The organism is Sphingomonas sp., assembly GCF_035555815.1.
Classification (GTDB): Bacteria; Pseudomonadota; Alphaproteobacteria; order Sphingomonadales; family Sphingomonadaceae; genus Sphingomonas.
In genome coordinates this window covers 1-21,271 of record NZ_DATMGG010000198.1, presented here as the reverse complement: position 1 = coordinate 21,271, position 21,271 = coordinate 1, and the positions used below count along the sequence as shown (strand labels likewise).

At 68.8% G+C, this 21,271-nt stretch carries 18 protein-coding genes; 10 read left to right on the top strand and 8 right to left on the bottom strand.

Annotation, left to right across the window (positions count from 1 at the left end; genetic code table 11):
• The 3 genes from VNR91_RS11740 to lexA form a co-directional block, all read left to right on the top strand.
• Positions 1 to 262 (top strand): cyclic pyranopterin monophosphate synthase MoaC (locus VNR91_RS11740; RefSeq protein ID WP_325490957.1); only part of this gene is annotated, 262 nt, incomplete at its 5' end.
• A 2-nt stretch (positions 263 to 264) separates the two neighbouring features.
• On the top strand, positions 265 to 1,446 hold the full coding sequence (gene glp, locus VNR91_RS11735; protein ID WP_325490959.1) for a gephyrin-like molybdotransferase Glp: 1,182 nt from the start codon (positions 265 to 267) through the stop codon (positions 1,444 to 1,446).
• 55 nt (positions 1,447 to 1,501) lie between these two features.
• Complete coding sequence (lexA, locus tag VNR91_RS11730) at positions 1,502 to 2,170, top strand: transcriptional repressor LexA (RefSeq protein ID WP_325490956.1); 669 nt, start codon at positions 1,502 to 1,504, stop codon at positions 2,168 to 2,170.
• Between the two features lie 372 nt (positions 2,171 to 2,542).
• Here the strand turns inward: lexA and VNR91_RS11725 are convergent, their stop codons facing one another.
• Positions 2,543 to 4,720 (bottom strand): ComEC/Rec2 family competence protein, encoded by a 2,178-nt coding sequence (locus VNR91_RS11725; RefSeq protein ID WP_325490955.1) that lies wholly within the window; start codon positions 4,718 to 4,720, stop codon positions 2,543 to 2,545.
• 58 nt (positions 4,721 to 4,778) lie between these two features.
• Between VNR91_RS11725 and gltX the strand changes: the two genes are divergently transcribed.
• Positions 4,779 to 6,206: a glutamate--tRNA ligase gene (gene gltX, locus VNR91_RS11720; RefSeq protein WP_325490954.1), complete on the top strand. Its 1,428-nt coding sequence runs from the start codon at positions 4,779 to 4,781 to the stop codon at positions 6,204 to 6,206.
• A 33-nt stretch (positions 6,207 to 6,239) separates the two neighbouring features.
• Positions 6,240 to 7,526, top strand: coding sequence for a citrate synthase (locus tag VNR91_RS11715; RefSeq protein WP_325490953.1), 1,287 nt, complete (start codon positions 6,240 to 6,242; stop codon positions 7,524 to 7,526).
• Between the two features lie 54 nt (positions 7,527 to 7,580).
• Here VNR91_RS11715 and VNR91_RS11710 read toward each other — a convergent pair whose 3' ends face one another.
• From VNR91_RS11710 to VNR91_RS11685, 6 genes are all read right to left on the bottom strand, one after another.
• Positions 7,581 to 8,498, bottom strand: a complete 918-nt coding sequence (locus VNR91_RS11710; RefSeq protein WP_325490952.1) for an alpha/beta hydrolase family protein — start codon at positions 8,496 to 8,498, stop codon at positions 7,581 to 7,583.
• A gap of 340 nt (positions 8,499 to 8,838) precedes the next feature.
• Positions 8,839 to 10,227, bottom strand: coding sequence for a HAMP domain-containing sensor histidine kinase (locus VNR91_RS11705; protein ID WP_325490951.1), 1,389 nt, complete (start codon positions 10,225 to 10,227; stop codon positions 8,839 to 8,841).
• Positions 10,224 to 11,333, bottom strand: coding sequence for a DUF2336 domain-containing protein (locus VNR91_RS11700; protein WP_325490950.1), 1,110 nt, complete (start codon positions 11,331 to 11,333; stop codon positions 10,224 to 10,226). Before VNR91_RS11700 ends, VNR91_RS11705 begins: the two co-directional genes overlap by 4 nt.
• Positions 11,334 to 11,368: 35 nt before the next feature.
• Entirely contained in the window at positions 11,369 to 12,544 is a 1,176-nt protein-coding gene (locus VNR91_RS11695; RefSeq protein WP_325490949.1) for a hypothetical protein, read from the bottom strand.
• Positions 12,545 to 12,590: 46 nt separating this feature from the next.
• On the bottom strand, positions 12,591 to 13,787 hold the full coding sequence (locus VNR91_RS11690; RefSeq protein WP_325490948.1) for a DUF1343 domain-containing protein: 1,197 nt from the start codon (positions 13,785 to 13,787) through the stop codon (positions 12,591 to 12,593).
• The gene (locus VNR91_RS11685; protein WP_325490947.1) at positions 13,784 to 14,338 is read right to left on the bottom strand and encodes a DOMON-like domain-containing protein; all 555 of its coding nucleotides are present in this window, start codon (positions 14,336 to 14,338) and stop codon (positions 13,784 to 13,786) included. Before VNR91_RS11685 ends, VNR91_RS11690 begins: the two co-directional genes overlap by 4 nt.
• A 139-nt stretch (positions 14,339 to 14,477) precedes the next feature.
• Between VNR91_RS11685 and tyrS the strand changes: the two genes are divergently transcribed.
• The 3 genes from tyrS to VNR91_RS11670 all read left to right on the top strand — a co-directional run bounded on the left by tyrS (position 14,478) and on the right by VNR91_RS11670 (position 16,544).
• A complete protein-coding gene (gene tyrS / locus VNR91_RS11680) occupies positions 14,478 to 15,716 on the top strand; it encodes a tyrosine--tRNA ligase (protein ID WP_325490946.1) in 1,239 nt (412 codons plus the stop codon).
• Between the two features lie 100 nt (positions 15,717 to 15,816).
• Positions 15,817 to 16,134, top strand: a complete 318-nt coding sequence (locus VNR91_RS11675; RefSeq protein ID WP_325490945.1) for a PilZ domain-containing protein — start codon at positions 15,817 to 15,819, stop codon at positions 16,132 to 16,134.
• Between the two features lie 86 nt (positions 16,135 to 16,220).
• Positions 16,221 to 16,544 carry a PilZ domain-containing protein gene (locus VNR91_RS11670; protein ID WP_325490944.1) on the top strand — a complete coding sequence of 108 codons (324 nt, stop codon included), beginning with the start codon at positions 16,221 to 16,223 and terminating at the stop codon, positions 16,542 to 16,544.
• 3 nt (positions 16,545 to 16,547) lie between these two features.
• Here VNR91_RS11670 and recG read toward each other — a convergent pair whose 3' ends face one another.
• On the bottom strand, positions 16,548 to 18,608 hold the full coding sequence (gene recG, locus VNR91_RS11665) for an ATP-dependent DNA helicase RecG (RefSeq protein ID WP_325490943.1): 2,061 nt from the start codon (positions 18,606 to 18,608) through the stop codon (positions 16,548 to 16,550).
• Between the two features lie 165 nt (positions 18,609 to 18,773).
• On the opposite strand from recG, the gene VNR91_RS11660 reads away from it, so the two are divergent.
• Together VNR91_RS11660 and VNR91_RS11655 are read left to right on the top strand one after the other, a co-directional pair.
• Positions 18,774 to 19,040, top strand: coding sequence for a succinate dehydrogenase assembly factor 2 (locus VNR91_RS11660; RefSeq protein WP_325490958.1), 267 nt, complete (start codon positions 18,774 to 18,776; stop codon positions 19,038 to 19,040).
• Positions 19,041 to 19,157: 117 nt separating this feature from the next.
• Positions 19,158 to 21,271, top strand: a 2,114-nt coding sequence (locus VNR91_RS11655; RefSeq protein ID WP_325490942.1) for a CarD family transcriptional regulator, incomplete at its 3' end; no start/stop codon positions are given.

The following is a 21,271-nucleotide window of genomic DNA, read 5'->3' as shown; positions in this document are numbered from 1 at the left end:
CGAACTGATCCCGCTGTGCCACCCCCTGCCGCTGACCTCTGTGGTAATCGACCTGACCATCGGCGACGACGCGATCACCGCCACCGCCACCGCCATCACCGACGCGAAGACCGGCGTGGAGATGGAGGCGCTCACCGCCGTCAACGTCGCGCTGTTGACCATCTACGACATGGCCAAGGCGATCGATAAGGGGATGACGATCGAGGCTGTGCGGCTGGAGCGCAAGACCGGCGGCAAATCGGGCGACTGGGTCCGCGCGTGACCGTGCCGCTGCTCGCGGTGGCCGACGCGCAGGCGCGATTGTTGGCGCTGGCGACGCCGGTCGCGACCGAGCGGGTGCCGCTGCCCGACGCCGCCGGACGCTGGGCCGCCGAAGACGTCGTCGCGCGCCGGACCCAGCCAGCCGCCGACCTGTCGGTGATGGACGGCTATGCGTTGCGCTTCGCCGACCTGCCCGGCCCGCTCCGCCTGATCGGCGAAAGCGCGGCGGGACGACCGTTCGCCGGCACGATCCAGCCGGGCGAAGCGACGCGCATCTTCACCGGCGCGATCATGCCGGCCGGCGCCGATACCGTGCTGGTGCAGGAGGATACCGAGGATCGCGGCGGGATGATCCACCTGACCGGCCCCGGCCCTGCCCGCGCCGGCGCACATATCCGTCCACGCGGGCTGGATTTCGCGGAGGGTGATCCGCTGATTGCGGCCGGCGAGCGGCTGACGCCCGCCCGGATCGCGCTCTCCGCGCTCGCCGGTCACGGCACGCTTTCGGTACACCGCCCGCTGCGGATCGCCGTTGCCGCGACCGGCGACGAACTGGTGCCGCCCGGCGCGCCCGTCGCCGATGGTCGCCTGCCCGAGAGCAACGGTGCGATGGTGGCGGCGATGCTGGCGGCCTGGCCGGTGCAAGTCGTCCAACTCGGCATCCTGCCCGATCGGCTCGACTCGCTCACCGCCGCGTTTGCCGGGGTGGAGGCCGATATCCTCGTCACGTCGGGCGGGGCATCGGTCGGCGATCACGACCTGGTCCGCCCCGCGTTGGAAGCCGCCGGCGCCGCGATCGATTTCTGGCGGGTCGCGGTCCGCCCCGGCCGCCCGATGATGGCCGGGAGGCTGGGAAGCGCGGTGGTGCTGGGGCTGCCCGGCAACCCGGTGTCCGCGTTCGTCACCGCGACCCTGTTCCTTCATCCGCTGATCGCCGCCTTGTCAGGAGCGTCCGATCCGCTGCCCCGCACGCGGCGCGTCCCGCTGGGCGCCGCGCTGCCCGCGAACGATTCGCGCGCGGATTATCTGCGCGCCGAACTGCGTGGGGGGCAGGCATTCGCTCTGCCGATGCAGGACAGCTCGATGGTGCGCGCGCTGGCGCGGGCCACCTGCCTGATCGTCCGCCCGCCCCATGCCCCGGCGGCGGAAATCGGCGACTCGGCGGAGATCCTCGACCTTGCTTGACAGCGTGTGGAACAATCCATAAACGTTCCGTGTCTGTTCTGGGCTGGAGAACCCTATGCTCACGCGCAAGCAATATGAGCTGCTCTGCTTCATCGATGATCGGCTGCGGGAAAGCGGCGTGTCGCCCTCTTTCGAGGAGATGAAGGAGGCGCTCGACCTCAAGTCCAAGTCGGGCGTGCACCGCCTGATCTCGGCGCTTGAGGAACGTGGCTTCCTGCGCCGCCTGCCCAATCGCGCCCGCGCGCTCGAGGTCATCAAGATGCCCGAGCGGACCGAGGCGAAGAAGGCGCCCGCGCGCGCCGCCCCGGCGCCCGCCGCCGCGCGGCCGCCGCAACCGGCCAACGACGTGATCGAGATTCCGCTGCACGGCCGCATCGCCGCCGGCGTCCCGATCGAGGCGCTGGAGGGCGCGACGATGCTCCCCGTCCCCGCCGCGCTGCTCGGATCGGGCGATCATTACGCGCTGGAGGTCGCCGGCGATTCGATGGTCGACAAAGGCATCCTGGACGGCGACTACGCCCTGATCCGCCGCACCGAGGTGGCGCGCGACGGGGACATCGTCGTCGCGCTGATCGACGACAGCGAGGCGACGCTCAAGACCTTCTACCGCGAGGGCGCGATGATCCGCCTCGATCCGGCCAACCGCGCCTATGATCCGCAACGCTACGCGTCGGGCCAAGTGCGCGTGCAGGGCAAGCTGGCGGGATTGCTGCGGCGGTATTGAGGGGGCGGAGGGCTGTTGGCGATCGTCTACCGGAATCTATCTATTTGACCGGTGGAGCGATACCGCTCCCTGGAGGACGGTACGCAGTTATCAGATGACGCTCGCCGATGGCGGCTATTGGGTAATTTGCTGCCGTTCGTTTGGGCGGGCGAAGCTAGACTTCGGTTTCGAATAACTCACGGCCATACGGGAGATCACCCAGGCGCTCCACGTAGCATGCGGCATGACAAGGCCACGACTGACAGCCCTCACCGTTTGTAGCGATCGATAGCGTGCAGGAATCGAGGCCCGCCTCATCAATAGGCTTTGAACAGAAGCAGCAGACGCCGTTTTTCATTATGCCTTCTCGATACCTGCGCGTCAGTGGGGCAGTCATTGGTTGGCCGATGTTGGCAGCGAAGGCGAACGTTCGCCAGTGGGCGCTTTCTGCCCCCTTTCACGTATCGGCTGGACGGTCGCCGGGCGCATCCACGGGTGCCGCCCCGCCAGCGCGGCGACGCTCTGGATACGCGCCGGATCGAACGTCACCGTCACCCCGCCCGATCGCGCCAGGAACGGCCGGTCGAGCTTGAGCCAGCGTGGCGTGCATCGGCGCGGGAGGCGGCGTTCGCTGACCACGATGTCGGCGGCGCGACACGCCGCGATCAGCGGGCCGGCATCGACCAGATAGGCCGATCGCGTCGCCAGCACCCGCCATTCCCGGCCGCCGCGCGTGATCGTCGCCAGGCACAGATCGGTGTTGCAGCGCGCGCCGGGCGCGTCGTCGAGCGCGGGCAGCATCCCGTCGACCCCGCCGCTTTCGGCCAGCGTCATGCGGACGTAATCGCCGGCCCGTTCGCGCAGCAGCGCCAGCCCGCCGTCGACGGTGCGCAGCGCTAGATGTCGGCCATCGCCGGTGACGATCAAATCGGGCGCGGGCGTGGCGATCGCCCAGCCGGCGCCCAGCACCACCGGGATCAGCCCACACAGTCGCCAACGGGTTTTCCACAACATGATCCACAGCCCGCCCGCGATCATCAAGCCGAACGCGCCGCGCGGCATCGCCGGCAGCGCGGTGATCGCGCCCGGCGTCGCGGCGGTGGCGTGGGCGATCCACAACAGCAGGTCGAGCGACCGCGCGCACAGCCACCACACCGGCGCGCCCAGCCCGGCCACGTCGAGCAGCAGCGCCAGCGCCTCGAGCGGCATGGTGACGAAGGTGGTGAGCGGGATCGCGACGATATTGGCGAGCGCGCCGTACAGCCCGGCCTTGTGGAAATGGAACAGCCCGATCGGGATCAGCGCGACCTCCACCACCACCCCGGTCAGCAGCAGCGACGCGAAATTGCGCGCCAGCCGCCGCCCGCGCCCCTCCTCACGCGGAGCGAACCATCCGCGCACCCGCCCGCTCTCATGCAGCGCGACGATCGCGGTGACCGCGGCGAACGACAGTTGGAAGCTCGCCCCCGCCACCGATTCGGGCCAGAGCAGCATCACCGCCAGCGCCCCCGCACCGACCAGCCGCAGCGTCACCGCTTCGCGCCCGATCGCCAGCGCGGCGAGCACCAGCAGCGCGGCGACGCAGCTGCGGATCGTCGGCACCTCCGACCCGGTCAGCAGCGTGTAGCCGATCGCCGCCAGCGCGCCCGCCCCCGCCGCGATCAGCGGCAGCCGCGCGTGGAGCGCCAGCCACGGGCTGAGCGCCAGCATCCGCAATACCAGCAGCATCGTCGCGCCGACCACGGCGGTGATGTGCAGCCCGCTGACCGACAACAGGTGCGCGAGGCCTGATCGCCGCATCGCCTCCGCATCCGCTTCGGGGATTCCGCCCTGATCGCCGGTCGCCAGCGACGCCGCGACCGCGCCGCCGGCGCCGGGGACGCGGCGCTGGATATGCGCCGATAACCGCGCGCGCAGGTCCGATCCGGGGGCCGCGCCGGGCGCGATCACCGTCACCGGGGCAAAGCCGCGCCCGGTCGCGCCGATGCGGTCGAACCACGCGACGCGGGCATAGTCGTAGGCGCCGGGCACCGCTGCGCCCTGCGGCGGCATCAGCCGCGCGCGCAGCCCGATGACGGCGCCGCGCGTCAATCCCGCCGGCACGTCCCCCTCGGCCAGATTGACCCGGACGTGGCCGGGCAGGCCCACGGCATCGACTGGGGCGAGCCGCAGACGCACCAGCCCACGTGCCGCCAGCGGCTCGATCCGCTCGACCCGCGCGGTAAAGGCGGCGACCACAGGCCGCGCCAGCACCGGCGCGGCGACTCGTTCGGCGCGCCACCACACCAGCGCACAGCCCAGCGCCACCGCCAGCCCGCCGATCAGCAGCGCGCGTCCCGCCCGCGCGCCCAGCGGCAGCATCACCCCCGCCGCCGCGGTGCCCAGCCCGCCAAACACCACCGCCGCCCACGCCGCGCGATCGGGTAGCACGAACCACGCCGCGATTCCCGCGACCAGCATCACCGGTAGCCACAGCACGATCTGGTCGCGCTCCGCCTCCAGCCAGCGTTCCAGCGCCGCGCCGGCGTCGGTCGACCACCCGCGCGCGATTTGGCGCCGGGCAGGCTGCATGCTAGGGGGCGCGGCGGCTGAAGTGGCCATCGAAATCATAGTCTGGGAGCATGCGCGCTTGGGCGCAACATCGACCTCGGGCGCGTCGGCGTCCGGTTCCGCCATCGTTACCCGTTTCGCGCCGTCGCCGACCGGGTATCTCCACATCGGCAATGCCCGCACCGGCATGTTCGCCTGGCTGTACGCGCGCCATCACGGCGGGCGCGCGCTGCTGCGGATCGAGGATACCGACAAGGTCCGATCGACCAAGGAAGCCATCGACGTCATCTTCGACGGACTCGGCTGGCTCGGGCTGGATTGGGACGACGAGCCGGTGTTCCAGGCGACTCGGGTCGATCGTCATGCGGAGGTCGCCGCCGAATTGCTGGCGAAGGGCGCCGCCTATCGCTGCTACATGACGCAGGACGAGCTGGCGGAGGCTCGCGCCGCCGCCGAACGCGATCGCCGCCCGTTCCGCCTGCAGTCGCCCTGGCGCGACGCGGACCCGTCCACCGCGCCGGACCGTCCGTTCGTCGTACGAATCAAGGCCCCGCGAGAGGGCGAAACGGTGGTCGACGACCTCGTCCAGGGTCGGGTGACGGTCGCCAATGCCGAGCTGGACGACATGGTCCTGCTCCGTTCCGACGGCACGCCGACCTATATGCTCGCTGTCGTCGTCGACGATTTCGACATGGGCGTGACCCACGTCATTCGCGGCGACGATCACCTCAACAACGTGTTCCGCCAGCTGACCATCGTTCACGCGATGGGTTGGCCGGAGCCGGTCTATGCCCATATCCCGCTGATCCACGGCGGCGACGGCGCCAAATTGTCGAAGCGGCACGGCGCGCTGGGCGTCGACGCCTATCGCGATGAGCTCGGGATCCTGCCCGAAGCGCTGTTCAACTATCTGTTGCGGCTCGGCTGGGGGCATGGCGATGACGAGATCATCTCACGCGAACAGGCGATCGCGTGGTTCGATCTGGACGCGGTCGGAAAATCACCAGCGCGGTTCGATATCAAGAAACTGGAAAACCTGAACGGCCATTACATCCGGGCGACAGATGATAGCACGCTATCCGATCTGGTTGCCGGCCGCCTCGATTTCGAGGTGAGCGCCGAGCAGCGTGATTTGCTGCGCCGCGCCATGCCCTCGCTGAAGCCGCGCGCCGCCAATCTCCTCGACCTGACCGATGGTGCGGCATTTCTATTTCGCACTCGCCCACTAGGGATTGACCCCGACGCGGCGCCGCTTTTCGAAGGTGGGGCACGCACATTGCTGGCGCGGATCCATGCGGCACTTGACGGCGCCGTTTCGTGGGATACGGAGACGCTCGAAACGGCGGTCCGCGAGGTCGCCGAGGCCGCGGGCGTCAAGCTCGGGGCGGTCGCGCAGCCGCTGCGCGCCGCTCTCACCGGTCGGCGGACCTCGCCTGGAATCTTCGACGTGCTCGAGTTGCTCGGGCGCGAGGAGAGCCTGGGACGGATCGCCGATCAAATGGCCTGAATCCGGGCCGGACATAGCAAAAGGACAGCGCGTATGAGCGAAGTCGCCGACAAGCCCGCCCTGGCGATCGGAAACAAGGACTACCAGGTTCTGCAGGGGACCGTGGGGCCGGACGTGGTCGATATCCGCAAATTCTATGCCCAATCGGGCATGTTCACCTACGACCCCGGCTTTACCTCCACCGCGAGCTGCGAATCGGCGCTGACCTATATCGACGGCGACGAGGGGGTGCTGCTCCACCGCGGCTATCCGATCGGCCAGCTCGCCGAAAAGTCGAGCTTCATGGAAGTGAGCCACCTGCTGCTCAACGGCGAGCTGCCGTCGAAGAGCGAACTGGACAAGTTCACCCATACGATCAGCCGCCACACGATGCTGCACGAACAGCTCGCCACCTTCTACCGTGGCTTCCGGCGCGATGCCCACCCGATGGCGATCATGTGCGGCGTGGTCGGCGCGCTTTCCGCCTTCTACCATGATTCCACGGACATCACCGATCCGCAGCAGCGTATGATCGCCAGCCATCGGCTGATCGCGAAGATGCCGACGATCGCGGCGATGGCGTACAAGTACAGCGTGGGACAGCCGTTCCTCTATCCCGACAATTCGCTGTCCTACACCGGAAATTTCCTGCGCATGACGTTCGGCGTCCCGGCGGAGGAATATGTCGTCGATCCGGTGATCGAGAAGGCGATGGACCGGATCTTCATCCTCCACGCCGATCATGAGCAGAACGCATCGACCTCTACGGTGCGGCTGGCCGGTTCGTCGGGCGCCAATCCGTTCGCGTGCATCGCGGCGGGGATCGCGTGCCTGTGGGGGCCGGCGCATGGCGGGGCCAACGAAGCCGCGCTCAACATGCTGCGCGAGATCGGCACGCCCGATCGCATCCCCGAATATATCGCCCGTGCGAAGGACAAGAACGATCCGTTCCGCCTGATGGGCTTTGGCCACCGGGTCTACAAGAACTATGATCCGCGCGCGACTGTGATGCAGCAGACCGTTCGCGAGGTGTTCGCCGCGATGAAGGTCAGCGATCCGGTGTTCGACGTCGCGCTCCAGCTTGAAGAGATGGCGCTGAACGACCCGTATTTCGTCGAAAAGAAGCTGTTCCCGAACGTCGATTTCTATTCGGGCGTGATCCTGTCGGCGATCGGTTTCCCGACGACGATGTTCACCGTGCTGTTTGCGCTGGCCCGCACGGTCGGCTGGGTGGCGCAGTGGAACGAGATGATCTACGATCCGGAGCAGAAGATCGGTCGCCCGCGCCAGCTCTACACCGGGCCGACGCAGCGCGATTACGTCGCGATCGACCAGCGCTGACATGATCAGGCATCCCCGTCGTCTGGTGCAGGCGACGGGGATGCGTATCGCGCCCTAACGGCGCCTGGCCGATCCGACCTCGATCCAGCGCGCCAGATCGTCCATCAGCTCGCCGGAAACCGGCCGGGTCCATTTATATTCATCGGGCGTCATCTTGCCCTCGCCTTCCTGCATGATGTGGTTGAGCCGGGGATATTCCTTGAGCGTCACCCCCGGCGTGTCGGACAGCACGGCGCGCCACGCCTGCCAGTCCTCCTCGGTGATCAGATAATCGCGGTCGCCGTGCATGATGGCGACGCGTCCGCCCGCCGCAACCAGTTTCCGGACCTGTCCGATCGGATCGATCGCGGCCATGTCGCGCCAGTACCAGACCGGGCTGCCGTGGATGACCTCATTCGCGTCCGACGCGGGGGTGAGCGCGTTGAGGCGCTCGCCATTCTGCCGGATCTCGCCCGCGCGTTTCAGGGTATCGGGCGCGGTCGAGATGCTCGCGACATAGTTCGCCTGCTGGATCAGGATGTCACCGATCGGGCGCGGCGAACTCGACATGATCAGGGCTCCGGCCAGCCTGTTGTTGTTGGCGATCGTCGCCGCCAGCATCCCACCCTGGCTGTTGCCGAAGATATAGATCCTCTTCGGATCGACTCCGGCGGTGCGCTTGAGCAGGGCGGCAGCGCTCGATGCGTCCTCGACGAACTCCTCGTTCAGCGTCGGCGGGCGGCCAAGCGCCTTGAACTCCGCGCGATGCTCGGTGGTGCGCTTGGTGTAGCGGATGACCGCGACACCGCGCGCGGCCATGCCCCAGGCGAGATCGCGGTAGATCACGCTGCCGCCCACATTCATGTCGAGCGTCCCCGGTCCCGATCCGTGGACCAGCACCATCGCCGGGAATGGCCCCTTGCCCTTTGGCATCGTCAGCGCGGCGGTAACCTGCCATTCGCCCGCTCCCAGTGTGACGCGCTGTTCGGTCACGCCTGCGGGAAGTTCCAGGTACGCCGGGCGCTCCGTCTCGCCCGACTGGGCAGCGGATATATTGGGCGCCGCAACTATTAACCCGATCGCCGTGGCAGCGCGTATCCAATTCCTGTGCATCTACATCTCCAAACCCCCATTCGACATTATGGCGACACGGTTTGGATTTGGCGACGTCGTTAAGCGATCAGGGGATTGTTGCGTGGTATAGTTGCATCGATACACAGAATTCTACCGCTGGATGACCGGACATCCACGGTAGATTATCGCCACAAGCGATTGATCGCCCTCAAATTTCGCGACACCGCGCTGAACAGGGCATTGTTACCGTGTCGTCGCCTTACCGCGCGGGCAGTCTGAACACGAAACGCGCGCCCTCGCCGGGGGCGCTGTCGACGATGATGTCGCCGCCCATCGCCCGTGCCAGCCGGCGGGAGATGTAGAGGCCCAGCCCGCTGCCGCCGACTTCCGAACTGTCGACCCGTTCGAACTTCTCGAAGATCCGCGCCTGATCGTCGGGCGCGATTCCCTTGCCCTGATCGGCGACGATCACGCAGACCGCGTCGCCGTCGCGTTGCGGGCGCACCCATACCATGCCGCCCGGCGGCGAATAGCGCACCGCGTTGCCGATCAGATTGACCAGCACTTGCAAAGCCCGGCGGAAATCACCCGATGCGGGCAAGGCGTCCTCGCTGGCGGGCTTGTCGATGCGGACCTGGTTCTCGGCGGCGCGCACCGCCATCAGCCCCGCCGCGCGCCGCGCCACGTCGGCCAGATCGATCGGTTCGGAGTGGACCACGAAATCCTCGCGCTCGATCGCCTCCAGGTCGACCAGATCGTCGACCAGCCCCAGCAAATGGCGCCCGGCGGTGGCGATGTCGCCCGCATAATCGGTATAGCGCGGCGCCAGCGGCCCTTCGACCTGCGCGCTCATGCTGTTGGCGTTGGCTATGATCCGTTCGAGCGGGGTGCGCAGCGCACGGTCGAGCTGGGTGCTGAACCCGTCGGGCAACGAGGCCAGCTTCGCCCCCGCCGCCGCCACCTCCTCCGGCGCATCGACAGCGTCGAGCATGTGCGCGACCCCGGCAAAGCCGGCGAACCGGCCGTGATCGTCGACGCGGGGTGTCGCGGACAGCCGCACCTCCCGCCCGGTGCCGCGCAGTTCGGCCCTCTGGCCGTCGTACAGCACCCGCGCCGCCACCGCGCTCACGATCGGCAGGTCGCCGTCATTGTCCTGCGCCAGCGCGAACAGGCGGCCGAGCGGGGCGCCCAGCAGGGCATCGGCGTCGAATCCGTACCGTTCCCCGGCGTCGGGCTGGATATGGGTGATCCGCAGCGCGGCATCGGCCTCCCAGCGCCAATCGCCGTCGGCGAGCGCATAGTCGGTCGCCGGCTGGGCCGCGCCGTCCGGACCGCCCGGCGCGATCATCGTCGGACGGGCGTACCAACCGCTCACCGCCAACGTCACGCCTTCGGCATCGGGCTCCGCGCGCACGGTCAGGTCGGTATCGTCGCCGCCGTCGGCCACGGTCACGTCGCGGGCGATGGCGATGCCCAATCGCACCGCCAGCCGGGCGAGCGCCGCCAGTTCCGGGACCGGCAACGGCGCACCGACATCGCCGCCGGCACGCCGCACGAGATCGAGCAGGCGCGGCTCGGCGCCGGTCAGCCGGCCTTCGCCATCGACGCGGGCCATCACCGGGATCATCGCGGTGTCGACCACGTTCACCGTCGCCCGCCGCCGCGATCGAGCGCGCGCAGTGCCGCGCGATACTGCGGATGCAGCCGAATCTGGGCGATCGCCTGGCGCGCGGTGGCGGGATCGATCGAGGCGACGATATCGAGCGCGTCGGCGAAAGCGTCGACGTCGCGACGCCCATCCGCCTCGCACAGCCGGTATCCGATCCTGGCGATCATCGTCCGCGACATCTCCAGCGCGTGCAGGACCAGCCACAGCCGTTCGCCGGCGGGATCGAGCACCATCGCCCGCGAATCGTCATAGTCGATGCCCAGCGCGTGGGCGAGAAACGCGACGAGCAGCGTAACCCGGCGGTCGCGCAGCGATTCCTCGATCAGCGCGGGCAGCTCGTCGGCCTGCGCGTCGATCGCCCGCGCCAGCCGCATCGCGGAAAGCTCCAGCCGATCGTGGCCGTCATTGGCCGCGATATTGCGCAATGTCGCCTCGATCAGCGCACGGTCGAGCGCGGCGGGCGATCCGGTCGCGGTGCGTTCGCGCAGCGCCGCCGCTACCTGCCATGCCAGCCGCTGATGGACAGCGGCGGGCAGGCCGGAACCGCTGGCGATGCCGCCTTCCCCGATCGCGCGGCGATGGCTCTCTCCGCTCAGGACGGCCGACGCCGACGCGGCGACGACGCGGTCGGGGCTGCCCGACAGCCGCACCAGCAGGCTGACCGATTCCGGGTGGGTCGGCGCCTCCGCCGGCAGCGCGGCGGCGATCAGCTCGCACCGCACCCGCGCCAGGCATTCCCCGATCAGTTCGGGGTCGCGCAGCAGGCCGGCATCGCTCAGGCGATCGGCGACCCGCCGGCCGGCCCCGCCCAGCGCCTCCGCCGTTTCGGATTCGCCACGCCCCACCAGCAGGCCGGCGGCATGTTCGCGCACGTCGCCTTCGATCGCGGCGACCAGCGATTCTATCAGCCCGGTCAGCGCGGCGCGCGTGCGCTCGTCCAATCGGGCGTCGGACGGCAGGAACACGTCATCGATCGCCGCGTACAGCGCGACGCGCGCACGCGCGTCGGCACCGGCGGCGCGCGCCAGCAATGCCCTTGCACCGGGTCCGAGCTGGCCCGGTCCGCTTACGGAAGTCTCCGACATGGTCCCCTGCTAGGCGGAATGTCGTTAAGACGGGCCTAAGCCTGTTCGCGGCTCTGCTCGATCGCGGCGGCGAGCGAGGCGAGGGCATAGAGCGCGGCGGCGGCCAGCCCGGTCGCCGGATAGCCGAGCATCGCGAACGGCAGCAGCAGCGGCAGATAGGCCGCCGGAGTCCCCCACCAGCGCCGGCGCGGCGCCGGCACACGTTCGATCAGCGCGACCAGCGCGATCAGCGTCACCGCCAGCACGATCCCCGATCCGTCCCCCGATTCGCGCCACGCCGATACGCCGAGCAGCAGCGCCGCCAGGCCCGAGACAATGCCGATCGCGCGCTCCTGAAGCCGGGCGCGGCCGTCCTCCCCGCGCAGCCAGCTCAGCGTCGATCCGGTGGAGAATGCCGCGGTGGCGATCCCGACCAGCGCCAGGCCCGGCCACGCCACCTGCCGATAGAGCAGCACCAGCCCGGCCAGCGTCAGCACGCCGCCCGCCGCGAGCACGCCCCACCCCGGCACCGCGCGCGCGACAAGCTGCGGCAGCGTCCAGCCGGTGATCGGCGTGAAGATGAATCGATCGACCCACGCCGTCCGCCGGTCACCCAGCGCCGCGAGCACGGATTGCGACCGGCGCAACAATGCCGCCGCGCTGCGCTCGACGCCGTGGCGGGTACGCCCGGTCCCGGCGGGCAGCAGCAGTTGCACCGCCCCGGCCTGGGCCGAATGGCGCAACAGGGTCGACTGGAAATCATAGTCGTCGGGCATCGCGGCGACGTCGGTCAGCCGCGCCGCCGGCACCCGTGCCAGCCCGGCCCAACTGTGCGTCGCGTCGACCCGCTCCACCCCCGGCGTACCGTCGCCGTCGCGGGCGACCAGCAGCGCCTCGTGCCCTTCCGACGCGATCCATTCGACCACGGCATCGGTGGTGACCAGCCCGTCGGCGAACACGATGATCTGCGACAGCGGATGCGCCTTGGCCGCGGCCTCCTCCGCCGATCGCACCACATCGACCGCGATCCCCTTGGCACCGATGCGACTGGTCGCGCCCAGCAGGGCCGGGGTGACACGCGATACCGCGACCATCAGATGCGTGACGCCGACCGCCGCGAGCAGCCGCGCCTGATATTCGATCAGCGTCGATCCGCCGAACGGCAGGGTCGCGGCCAGGCTGTCGGGCCGGTCTTCCGCGTCCTCGGTCGCAAAGATCAGTCCGGCGAGCATCGTCCGTCGATTAGGGGGCGACGGCGCGCGACGCAAATCCGGCGCGTCAATAGCGCACGTGCGCGCGCTGTTCCTCGCGCCATGCCGCTTCGTCGGGCAGCGTCAGCGCGTCGAGATCGCCGGGCAGCGCCGCCACGTCGTCGACCCATTCGCGAAGCCCCGGTCCGCCGTTGATCACGTCGATCGCCAGCCGGTCGAACACATATTCGTAGGGGAAATCGCGCCACAGGTCATAGTCGGGATAGAGCCGCCGGATCGCCTTGAACCCCAGCGCCTGCACCCGCCACGGCTGGAAGGCGGCGTGATCATAGCCCGGCCCCTCGGCGTGGAGGAACACGCCCGAACACAGCGCACCGACGTGCTTGTGAAAGGTCGGCTGGAACCACAGGTCGCGCAGCGTGCAACCTGCCAACCACTGGGGCGCGACGCGATGCATTTCCGCGATCACCGCGCGGGCATCGATGTCGGGCGCGCCGAACAGTTCGAGCGGGCGGGTAGTGCCGCGCCCTTCGGACAGGTTGGTCCCCTCCAGCATTACCGTGCCGGCATAGGCGCGCGCCATGTTGACGTTCGCCGCGTTGGGGCTGGGATTGATCCACGGCCGTTCGGGCGGCCAGCCGAAACCGGGCGCGGCGTCGGGCGCCCATCCCTCCATCTCGATCACGCGATAATCGACGTTCAGGCCAAAGTGGCGAATGAACCAGTCGCCCATCTCGCCCAGCGTCAGCCCGTGGCGCATCGGCATCGGCCCGGCGCCGACGAAGCTTTCCCAGCCCGGCAACAACGTCAGCCCCTCAACCGGGCGGCCGGCGGGATTGGGCCGGTCGAGCACCCACACGCTCTTGCCATGCTCCGCCGCCGCTTCGAGCACGTAGAGCAGGGTGGTAACGAAGGTGTAGATGCGGCAGCCGACGTCCTGAAGGTCGACCAGCAGCACGTCGAAAGTGTGCATCGACTGGCCGGTCGGCCGCCGGACCTCGCCGTACAGGCTGAACACCGGCATGCCGTAGGTCGGATCGGTGAAGTCGGGCGACTCCATCATATTGTCCTGCAGGTCACCGCGCACGCCGTGCTGCGGCCCGAACACCGCCGAGACGTTGAGCCCCGCCGCGACCAGCGCGTCGAGCGAATGGGTCAGGTCCGCCGTCACCGACGCCGGATGGGCAAGCAGCGCGACGCGCTTCCCCTCCAGCGGCGTGCGGAGCGCGGGGTCGGCGAGCAGGCGATCGATACCGAATTTCATGGGGCGTCAGGTGCCGGGAGTTCGATCGCAAAGCAATCGGGATGATGAAAATCGGGCTTTCCCGGCGGATGGCGCAGCGCCCAATAGGATTTGGTGCCGTCGTTTTCCTCGATCACGGCGGTCACGCTCGCGCTACCCGGTCGGGCGGGGAGCGAATGCGCGGCCAGCACGACATCGAGTTCGTACCGTTGGCGATAATCGCCGGCCCGGTCATCGAGCCGGCAGTCAACCAGGTGCGGCGCCTCGATCTCCAGTGGGGTCATTCCGGTGCGCCAGTCGTCGAAGCCGTAGGCCGCCCATGCGCCTGTGGGCGCGAAATTGAATTCGCGATAGGCCGCGGCCCGGAACTCCTTCACGAAAAGCTCGAAACAGGTCGAGCGCCACAACCCGTCCATCCGGACGCCACCATGGTCGGGGAGCAAGAGCGAGGCGGCCGGGGCCACCCGGTACGACAGCAGCAGCGCGTCACCCACGCTTCGGCCAAGCGCGACCTCGACCGCGCGGATCGCGCGCGGCGGATGATCGGGATGTGGAACCAGTGAAACGATCATCCGATTTCCCGTTCGTGCCACGCCCGTCGAAGCATCGTCCTTCTCTGTGCCCGACCGCTAGAAGAAAGAACCGCGCTTCGACAAGCGCGGCGCGAACGGGTTGGTGTGAGGTGAGCGCACATGCTAGGCGCGCCGCGCCATGACCACACACGCCGAATACACCTCCGACCTCCTACGCCTGCTCTCGACGCGCGGCTATGTCCACCAGATGACCGACGCGGCGGGCCTAGACGCCCTCGCCGCCAAACAGGTCGTCCCCGGCTATATCGGTTTCGATCCGACCGCGCCGTCGCTGCATGTCGGCAGCCTGGTCCAGATCATGCTGCTGCGCCGGCTGCAACAGGCCGGGCACAAGCCGATCGTGCTGATGGGCGGCGGCACCGGCAAGATCGGCGATCCCAGCTTCAAGGAAGAATCGCGCAAGCTGCTGACCAACGATCTGATCGCGGAAAACGTCGCGTCGATCCGCCGCATCTTCGAACGGTTCCTGACCTTTGGCGACGGCCCGACCGACGCGGTGATGCTCGACAACGCCGAATGGCTCGACGCGCTCGAATACATTCCGTTCCTGCGTGAAGTCGGCAGGCATTTCAGCGTCAACCGGATGCTCAGCTTCGATTCGGTCAAGCTGCGGCTCGATCGCGAGCAGTCGCTCAGCTTCCTCGAATTCAACTACATGATCCTGCAAGCCTATGATTTCATGGAGCTGTCGCGCCGCGCCGGGTGCCGGTTGCAGATGGGCGGATCGGATCAATGGGGCAATATCGTCAACGGCATCGAGCTGGCGCGCCGGATGGACGGAACCGAGGTCTATGGCGTCACCACCCCGCTGATCACCACGGCGGACGGCGGCAAGATGGGCAAGACCATGGCCGGCGCGGTGTGGCTGCACGAGGACCAGCTGCCGCACTTCGATTACTGGCAGTTCTGGCGCAACACCGACGACCGCGACGTCGGCCGCTTCCTCCGCCTGTTCACCGACCTGCCGCTCGACGAGATCGCCCGGCTGGAGGCGCTGGAGGGCGCCGGAATCAACGAGGCGAAGAAGGTGCTGGCGACCGAGGCGACCGCACTGTGCCGCGGCCGCGCCGCCGCCGAGGAAGCGGCAGAGACCGCGCGCAGGACGTTCGAGGAGGGCGCGGCTGGCGATTCGCTGCCGACGCTGGCGGTGTCCGGCGAGATCACCATCGTCGACGCGTTGATCGGACTGGGCTTTTGCGCATCGAAGGGGGAGGCCCGGCGGCTGATCGCCGGCGGCGGTGCGCGCGTGGATGGGGAGAAGATCGCCGACGAGGGGCACGTCCTCACCGTCGCCAATGGTCAGCTGCGGCTGTCGGCGGGAAAGAAGCACCACGGATTACTGGTTACCGCCGCCTGATCCCCTGTCCGCAACACCGCGTTAAGTAGCTTTATTTCAGCGTAATTCATGCCTGAACGCCTATGCCGAGCGTTCGAAGAAGGTGGAAGACGCGCGGATCATGGCGATCGGTAATCTGGCTTATGCCGACGAACGGATGGTGGACCGCGATGAGGTCCATCACCGCGTGCGCGCGGCCACCGGCGATGGCCGATCGGTGCCGCTGCTGATCGTCAACATCTCCCCGCACGGCATGATGGCGCGCTGCGATATCGACCTGGCGGTCGGTGAATCGCTGCGCCTGCCGCTCCCGCTGGTCGGATCGATCGCAGGCGAGGTGCGCTGGGCGCTGGGTGGACGGATCGGCGCGCAATTCGCCCGCCCCATCCCGCTCGCCGCTTATTATGACCTGCTCGCCTCTCTCTTGAAGAAAGCTTAAGCGCTTTCAGCTAGTATACTGCATACTATTTTCGAAACCCCGCTGTGTGGCCGATTCGCGGAACGGCCGAACGGGAGAGGTTGCGCGTGTCGTCACTACCGAAACAGTCCGGTAACGCCGACGATCGTTCCGACGAACGCCGCAAGGTCCGTTTCAGCATGATCGCGCGCACCGCCGACCGTACCGAGATCCCGCTGCTCGTGACCGACCTGTCCGAAAGCGGGTTTCAGGCACGTTCGGCGGTGGAAGTCGCGCCGGGGACGACGCTTTCCCTCACCTTTCCCCTCGCCCGCGCGAGCCGGGCGGAAGTGCGGTGGATGCGCGACGGTGAAATCGGCTGCCGGTTCGAGCGCCCGATCGAGGGCGATGATTTCACCGAATTGCTGGTGACGCTGTGGCGCCACGGCTGACCCTCAGCCGGCGCGCAGCAAGCCCACCGCCGCATCGCGCTCGAACAGATAGAGTGCCGTCCGCGCCGCCTGCCCGCGTTCGCCGCTAAGCCCGCCGTCGCGATCGACCAGCAGCCGCGCGTCGCCGTTGGCCGGGGGCAGCAGTTCGGCCAGCATCTCCGGCGTCGCCAGCCGGAAGGCCATCTCGCCCGATTGCCGCGTTCCCAGCAGTTCGCCCGCACCGCGCAGTCGCAGATCCTCCTCGGCGATGCGGAACCCGTCGTTGGTCTCGCGCATCAGCGCCAGCCGCGCGCGCGACGTCTCGCTCAGGCCGCCGCCGCGCAGCAACAGGCAGATCGACCGCCCCTCACCCCGCCCGACCCGCCCGCGCAACTGGTGGAGCTGCGCCAGCCCGAAACGATCGGCGTGCTCGATCACGATCAACGTCGCATTGGGCACGTCGACCCCGACCTCGATCACCGTGGTCGCGACCAGCACCGCGATCTGCCCGGCGGCGAAGCGCGCCATCACCGCGTCCTTCTCCGGCCCCTTCATCCGGCCGTGGACCAGCCCGACCCGGTCGCCAAACCGCTGCGTAAGCGCCGCCGCGCGCGCCTCGGCGGCGGCCAGGTCCGACTTCTCGCTCTCCTCGACCAGCGGGCACACCCAATAGGCCTGCCCGTCGTTCGACAGGTGCCGTGCCAGCCCGTCGACCACCTCCCCGATCCGGTCGTCCGAGATCACGCGAGTCTCGATCGGTTGCCGGCCCGGCGGCATCTCGTCGAGCCGGCTGACGTCCATCTCGCCATATTGGGCCAGCGTCAGCGTGCGGGGAATCGGCGTCGCGGTCATCACCAGCAAGTGCGGCGGCCGCTCCGCCTTGGCCTGGAGCATCATCCGCTGGGCGACGCCAAAGCGGTGCTGCTCGTCGATCACCGCCAGCCCCAGGTTCCTGTAGGCTACCCCGTCCTGAAAGATCGCGTGGGTGCCGATGACGATGTCGATCGATCCGTCGGCCAGCCCCATCAGCGTCGCTTCCCGCGCGCGGCCCTTGTCGCGCCCGGTCAGCACCGCGACGCTTATCGGAAGCCCGGCGAGCATCCGCGACAGCGTCTCATAATGCTGGCGCGCCAATATCTCGGTCGGCGCCAGCAAAGCGCCCTGCGCGCCCGCCTCGACCGCGACCAGCAGCGCCATCAGAGCCACCAGCGTCTTGCCCGAACCGACATCGCCCTGGAGCAGCCGCAGCATCGGCTGGTGCTGCGCCATGTCGCCCTCGATCTCGCCGATCGTCCGGGCCTGCGCGCCGGTCGGGGCATAGGGGAGCTTCAATGCCCCGCGCAGCCGCCCGTCGCCCGCCAGCGCATGGCCACGCCGCGCCCGCGCTTCGCCGCGCACCAGCAGCATCGCGAGCTGGTTGGCGAACACCTCGTCATAGGCGAGCCGCTCGCGCGCCTTGGCGTCGGCGGGGTCGGCGTGGATACGTTCCAGCGCCGCCTTCCAGTCGGGCCAGCCGTGCTTCGCCTTCAGGCTCGGCTCGATCCATTCGGGCAGATCGGGCGCGCGCGCCACCGCCTGCGCCGTGAGCGCGGCCAGCCGGCGGGACGTCATCCCCTCCGACAGCGGATAGATCGCCTCGCGCTCCCCCGCCGCCGGCGCCTCGTCCAGCGGCACGACATAGTCGGGATGGACGATCTGCAATTCCTGGCCATAGCTCTCCAGCCTGCCCGAAACGCGGCGCGGCTCATCCAGCGGCAGCAGCTTCTTCACCCAGCCGCCGCTGCCGCCGAAATAGACCAGGCTGACGGGATTGCCCGCCGCGTCGACCGCTTGCACGCGCATCGGGCTGCGGGCGCCGGGCTGACGATAGTTGGTCGCGGTCAGCGTGATCGCGATCACCCGCCCGACGTCGGCGCCGTCGAGCGTGTCGCGCGGCACCCGGTCGATCCAGCCGGTCGGCAGGTGGAACGCGACATCCACCACCCGCGCCAGCCCGAGCCGATCCAGCGGTCTGGCCATGGCGGTGCCGACGCCCTTCAGCGACGTCACTTCTGCGAACAGCGGGTTGAGGATATCGGGACGCATGGCTATCTCCTGCCCTCCCTAGCCCGTTCGGGCTGAGCTTGTCGAAGCCCCGTCCTTCTTTCTTGCCCAGAAAGAACGGCCCTTCGACAAGCTCAGGGCGAACGGGGATGAATCAGTCCCCTCGTCGGCGTCCGTTCGGCCGCCGGCCAATCGCTATTGGACCGCATGGACCGCGAGCATCGCCTGAAACGCCTGCGCTTTCGCGCATGGCACCGCGGCACCAAGGAAGCCGACCTGATGATCGGCGGGTTCTTCGATGCCCATGCCGCCGGCTGGTCCGACGCGGAGCTTGGCTGGTTCGAGACCTTCCTTGAGGAACAGGACGTCGACATCATGGCATGGGCGATGGGCACCCAGCCCGTCCCCGCCCGCTATCAGGGACCGATGATGACCGCCATGTCCCAGCTGAACTTCGTGCCGATTGCCCGTTAACGGAAGCCCCTCCCCTTCAGGGGAGGGGTTGGGGTGGGGCCTCTGCCCAAGCGCAGAATTTGCGGCACCGCCCCACCCCCTACCCCTCCCCTGAAGTGGAGGGGCAAGAAAGAAGACATGCCCGATCTCAACGCCATCCTCTCCGCCCGATCGCCGCTGACCCTGGCCGGCATCGCCACCGGGTTCGAACCGGTGCTGCTCGCCGATCTCGCCCGCGCCACGCGCGGCGGTGCGGTGTTCATCGCCCCCGACGAAGCGGCGATGCGCGCGGTGGCCGCCACCGCGCCGTTCTTCGCGCCCGAAGTGCAGGTGCTCGCCTATCCGGCGTGGGACTGCCTGCCCTATGACCGCGCCTCGCCGACGCTCAGGGTCATGTCGGAACGGCTGGCGACGCTCCACGCGCTCCAGCAGCCGGGCAAGGCGCCGCGCCTGCTCGTCACCACCGCCAACGCCGCCGCGCAGCGCGCGCTGACCCCGTTCCGCATCCGCCAGCTCGTCGCCCGGCTCGCCCCTGGCGAGCGAATCTCGCTCGACCGGCTGACCGCGCTGCTCCAGTCCAACGGCTATGTCCGCACCGAAACCGTCGCCGACGCCGGCGAGTTCGCGGTGCGCGGCGGGCTGGTCGACCTGTTCCCCTCCGGCGCCGAACAGGGACTGCGGCTGGATTTCTTCGGCGACGAGATCGAAACCGTCCGCACCTTCGATCCCGCCGACCAGCGCACCACCGGTCGGGTCGACGGCTTCACCCTGCTGCCCGCGTCCGAGGCGCTGCTCGACGAGGACAGCATCAAGCGGTTCCGCACCCGATATCGCGAAAAATTCGGCGCCACCGCGACCGGCGATCCGCTGTACGAAGCGATCAGCGACGGCCGCCGCCTGGCCGGCATGGAACATTGGCTGCCGCTGTTCGAGGACAAGCTGGCGACGCTGTTCGATCACCTCCCCGACGGCTGCGTGATCGTGCGCGATACCGGCGTCGCCGGCGCGGCGGAGGCGCGGTTCGAGGCGATCGCCGACTATCACGCCAACCGCATCCGCGCCGCGACGTCCGATCCCGGCAGCTATCGCCCGCTCGCCCCCGACACGCTTTATCTGGCCCCCGCCGAATGGGCCGCCGCGCTCGAATCGGCGCCCGCGCACGTCGCCACGCCGTTTCACGAGCCCGAAACCGCGAAAGTGATCGAGTTCAACGTCGACGGCCCGCGCGATTTCGCGCCGGAGCGGTCGAGCGGCAAGAACGTCTATGAAACCGTCGTCGCCCACCTCGGCAATGTGAAGGCTCTCGGTCGCAAGACCATCCTCGCCAGCTATTCGATCGGATCGCGCGAGCGGCTGAAAGGGCTGCTCGAGGATCACGGCCTGACCGGCCTGCGCCTGGTCGATAGCTGGCAGGACGCGCAGGCGGCGGGGGACCGGGGCACCGCGCTGGTCGTGCTGCCGCTCGACCACGGCTTCACCGCGCCGGACATCGCGCTGCTGACCGAGCAGGACATGCTGGGCGACCGGCTGGTCCGCCGCGCCAAACGCCGCAAATCGGCCGACGCCTTCCTCGCCGAGCTGGCGACGCTCACCCCCGGCGATCTGGTCGTCCATGTCGACCACGGCATCGGCCGCTATGAGGGGCTGACGTCCATTCCCGTCGGCAAATCGCCGCACGATTGCGTCGCGGTCAGCTACGCCGGCGGCGACAAGCTCTACGTGCCGGTCGAGAATCTCGAAGTCCTGTCGCGCTACGGCGCCGGCGAGGAAGGCGCGTCGCTCGACAAGCTGGGCGGTGAGGCATGGCAGCGGCGCAAGTCGCGGATGAAGGAACGCATCCGCGAGATCGCCGGCGAACTGATCAAGACCGCCGCCGAACGCGCGCTGCGGCCGGCCGACGTCGCCGAGGCCGATTCGTCGGGCTACGCCAGCTTCGTCGACCGCTTTCCCTATGAGGAGACCGACGACCAGGATCGCGCCATCGCCGATGCGCTGGGCGATCTGTCCGCCGGCAAGCCGATGGACCGGCTGATCGTCGGCGACGTCGGCTTCGGCAAGACCGAGGTGGCGTTGCGCGCGGCGTTCGTCGCGGCGATGGCCGGGCTGCAAGTCGCGGTGGTGTGCCCCACCACCCTGCTCGCCCGCCAGCATTACAACAACTTCGTCCAGCGTTTCGAAGGCTTCCCGATCGAGATCGGCCGCCTGTCGCGCCTCGTCCCCGCCGCCGAGGCGAAGAAGGTCAAGGAAGGGAT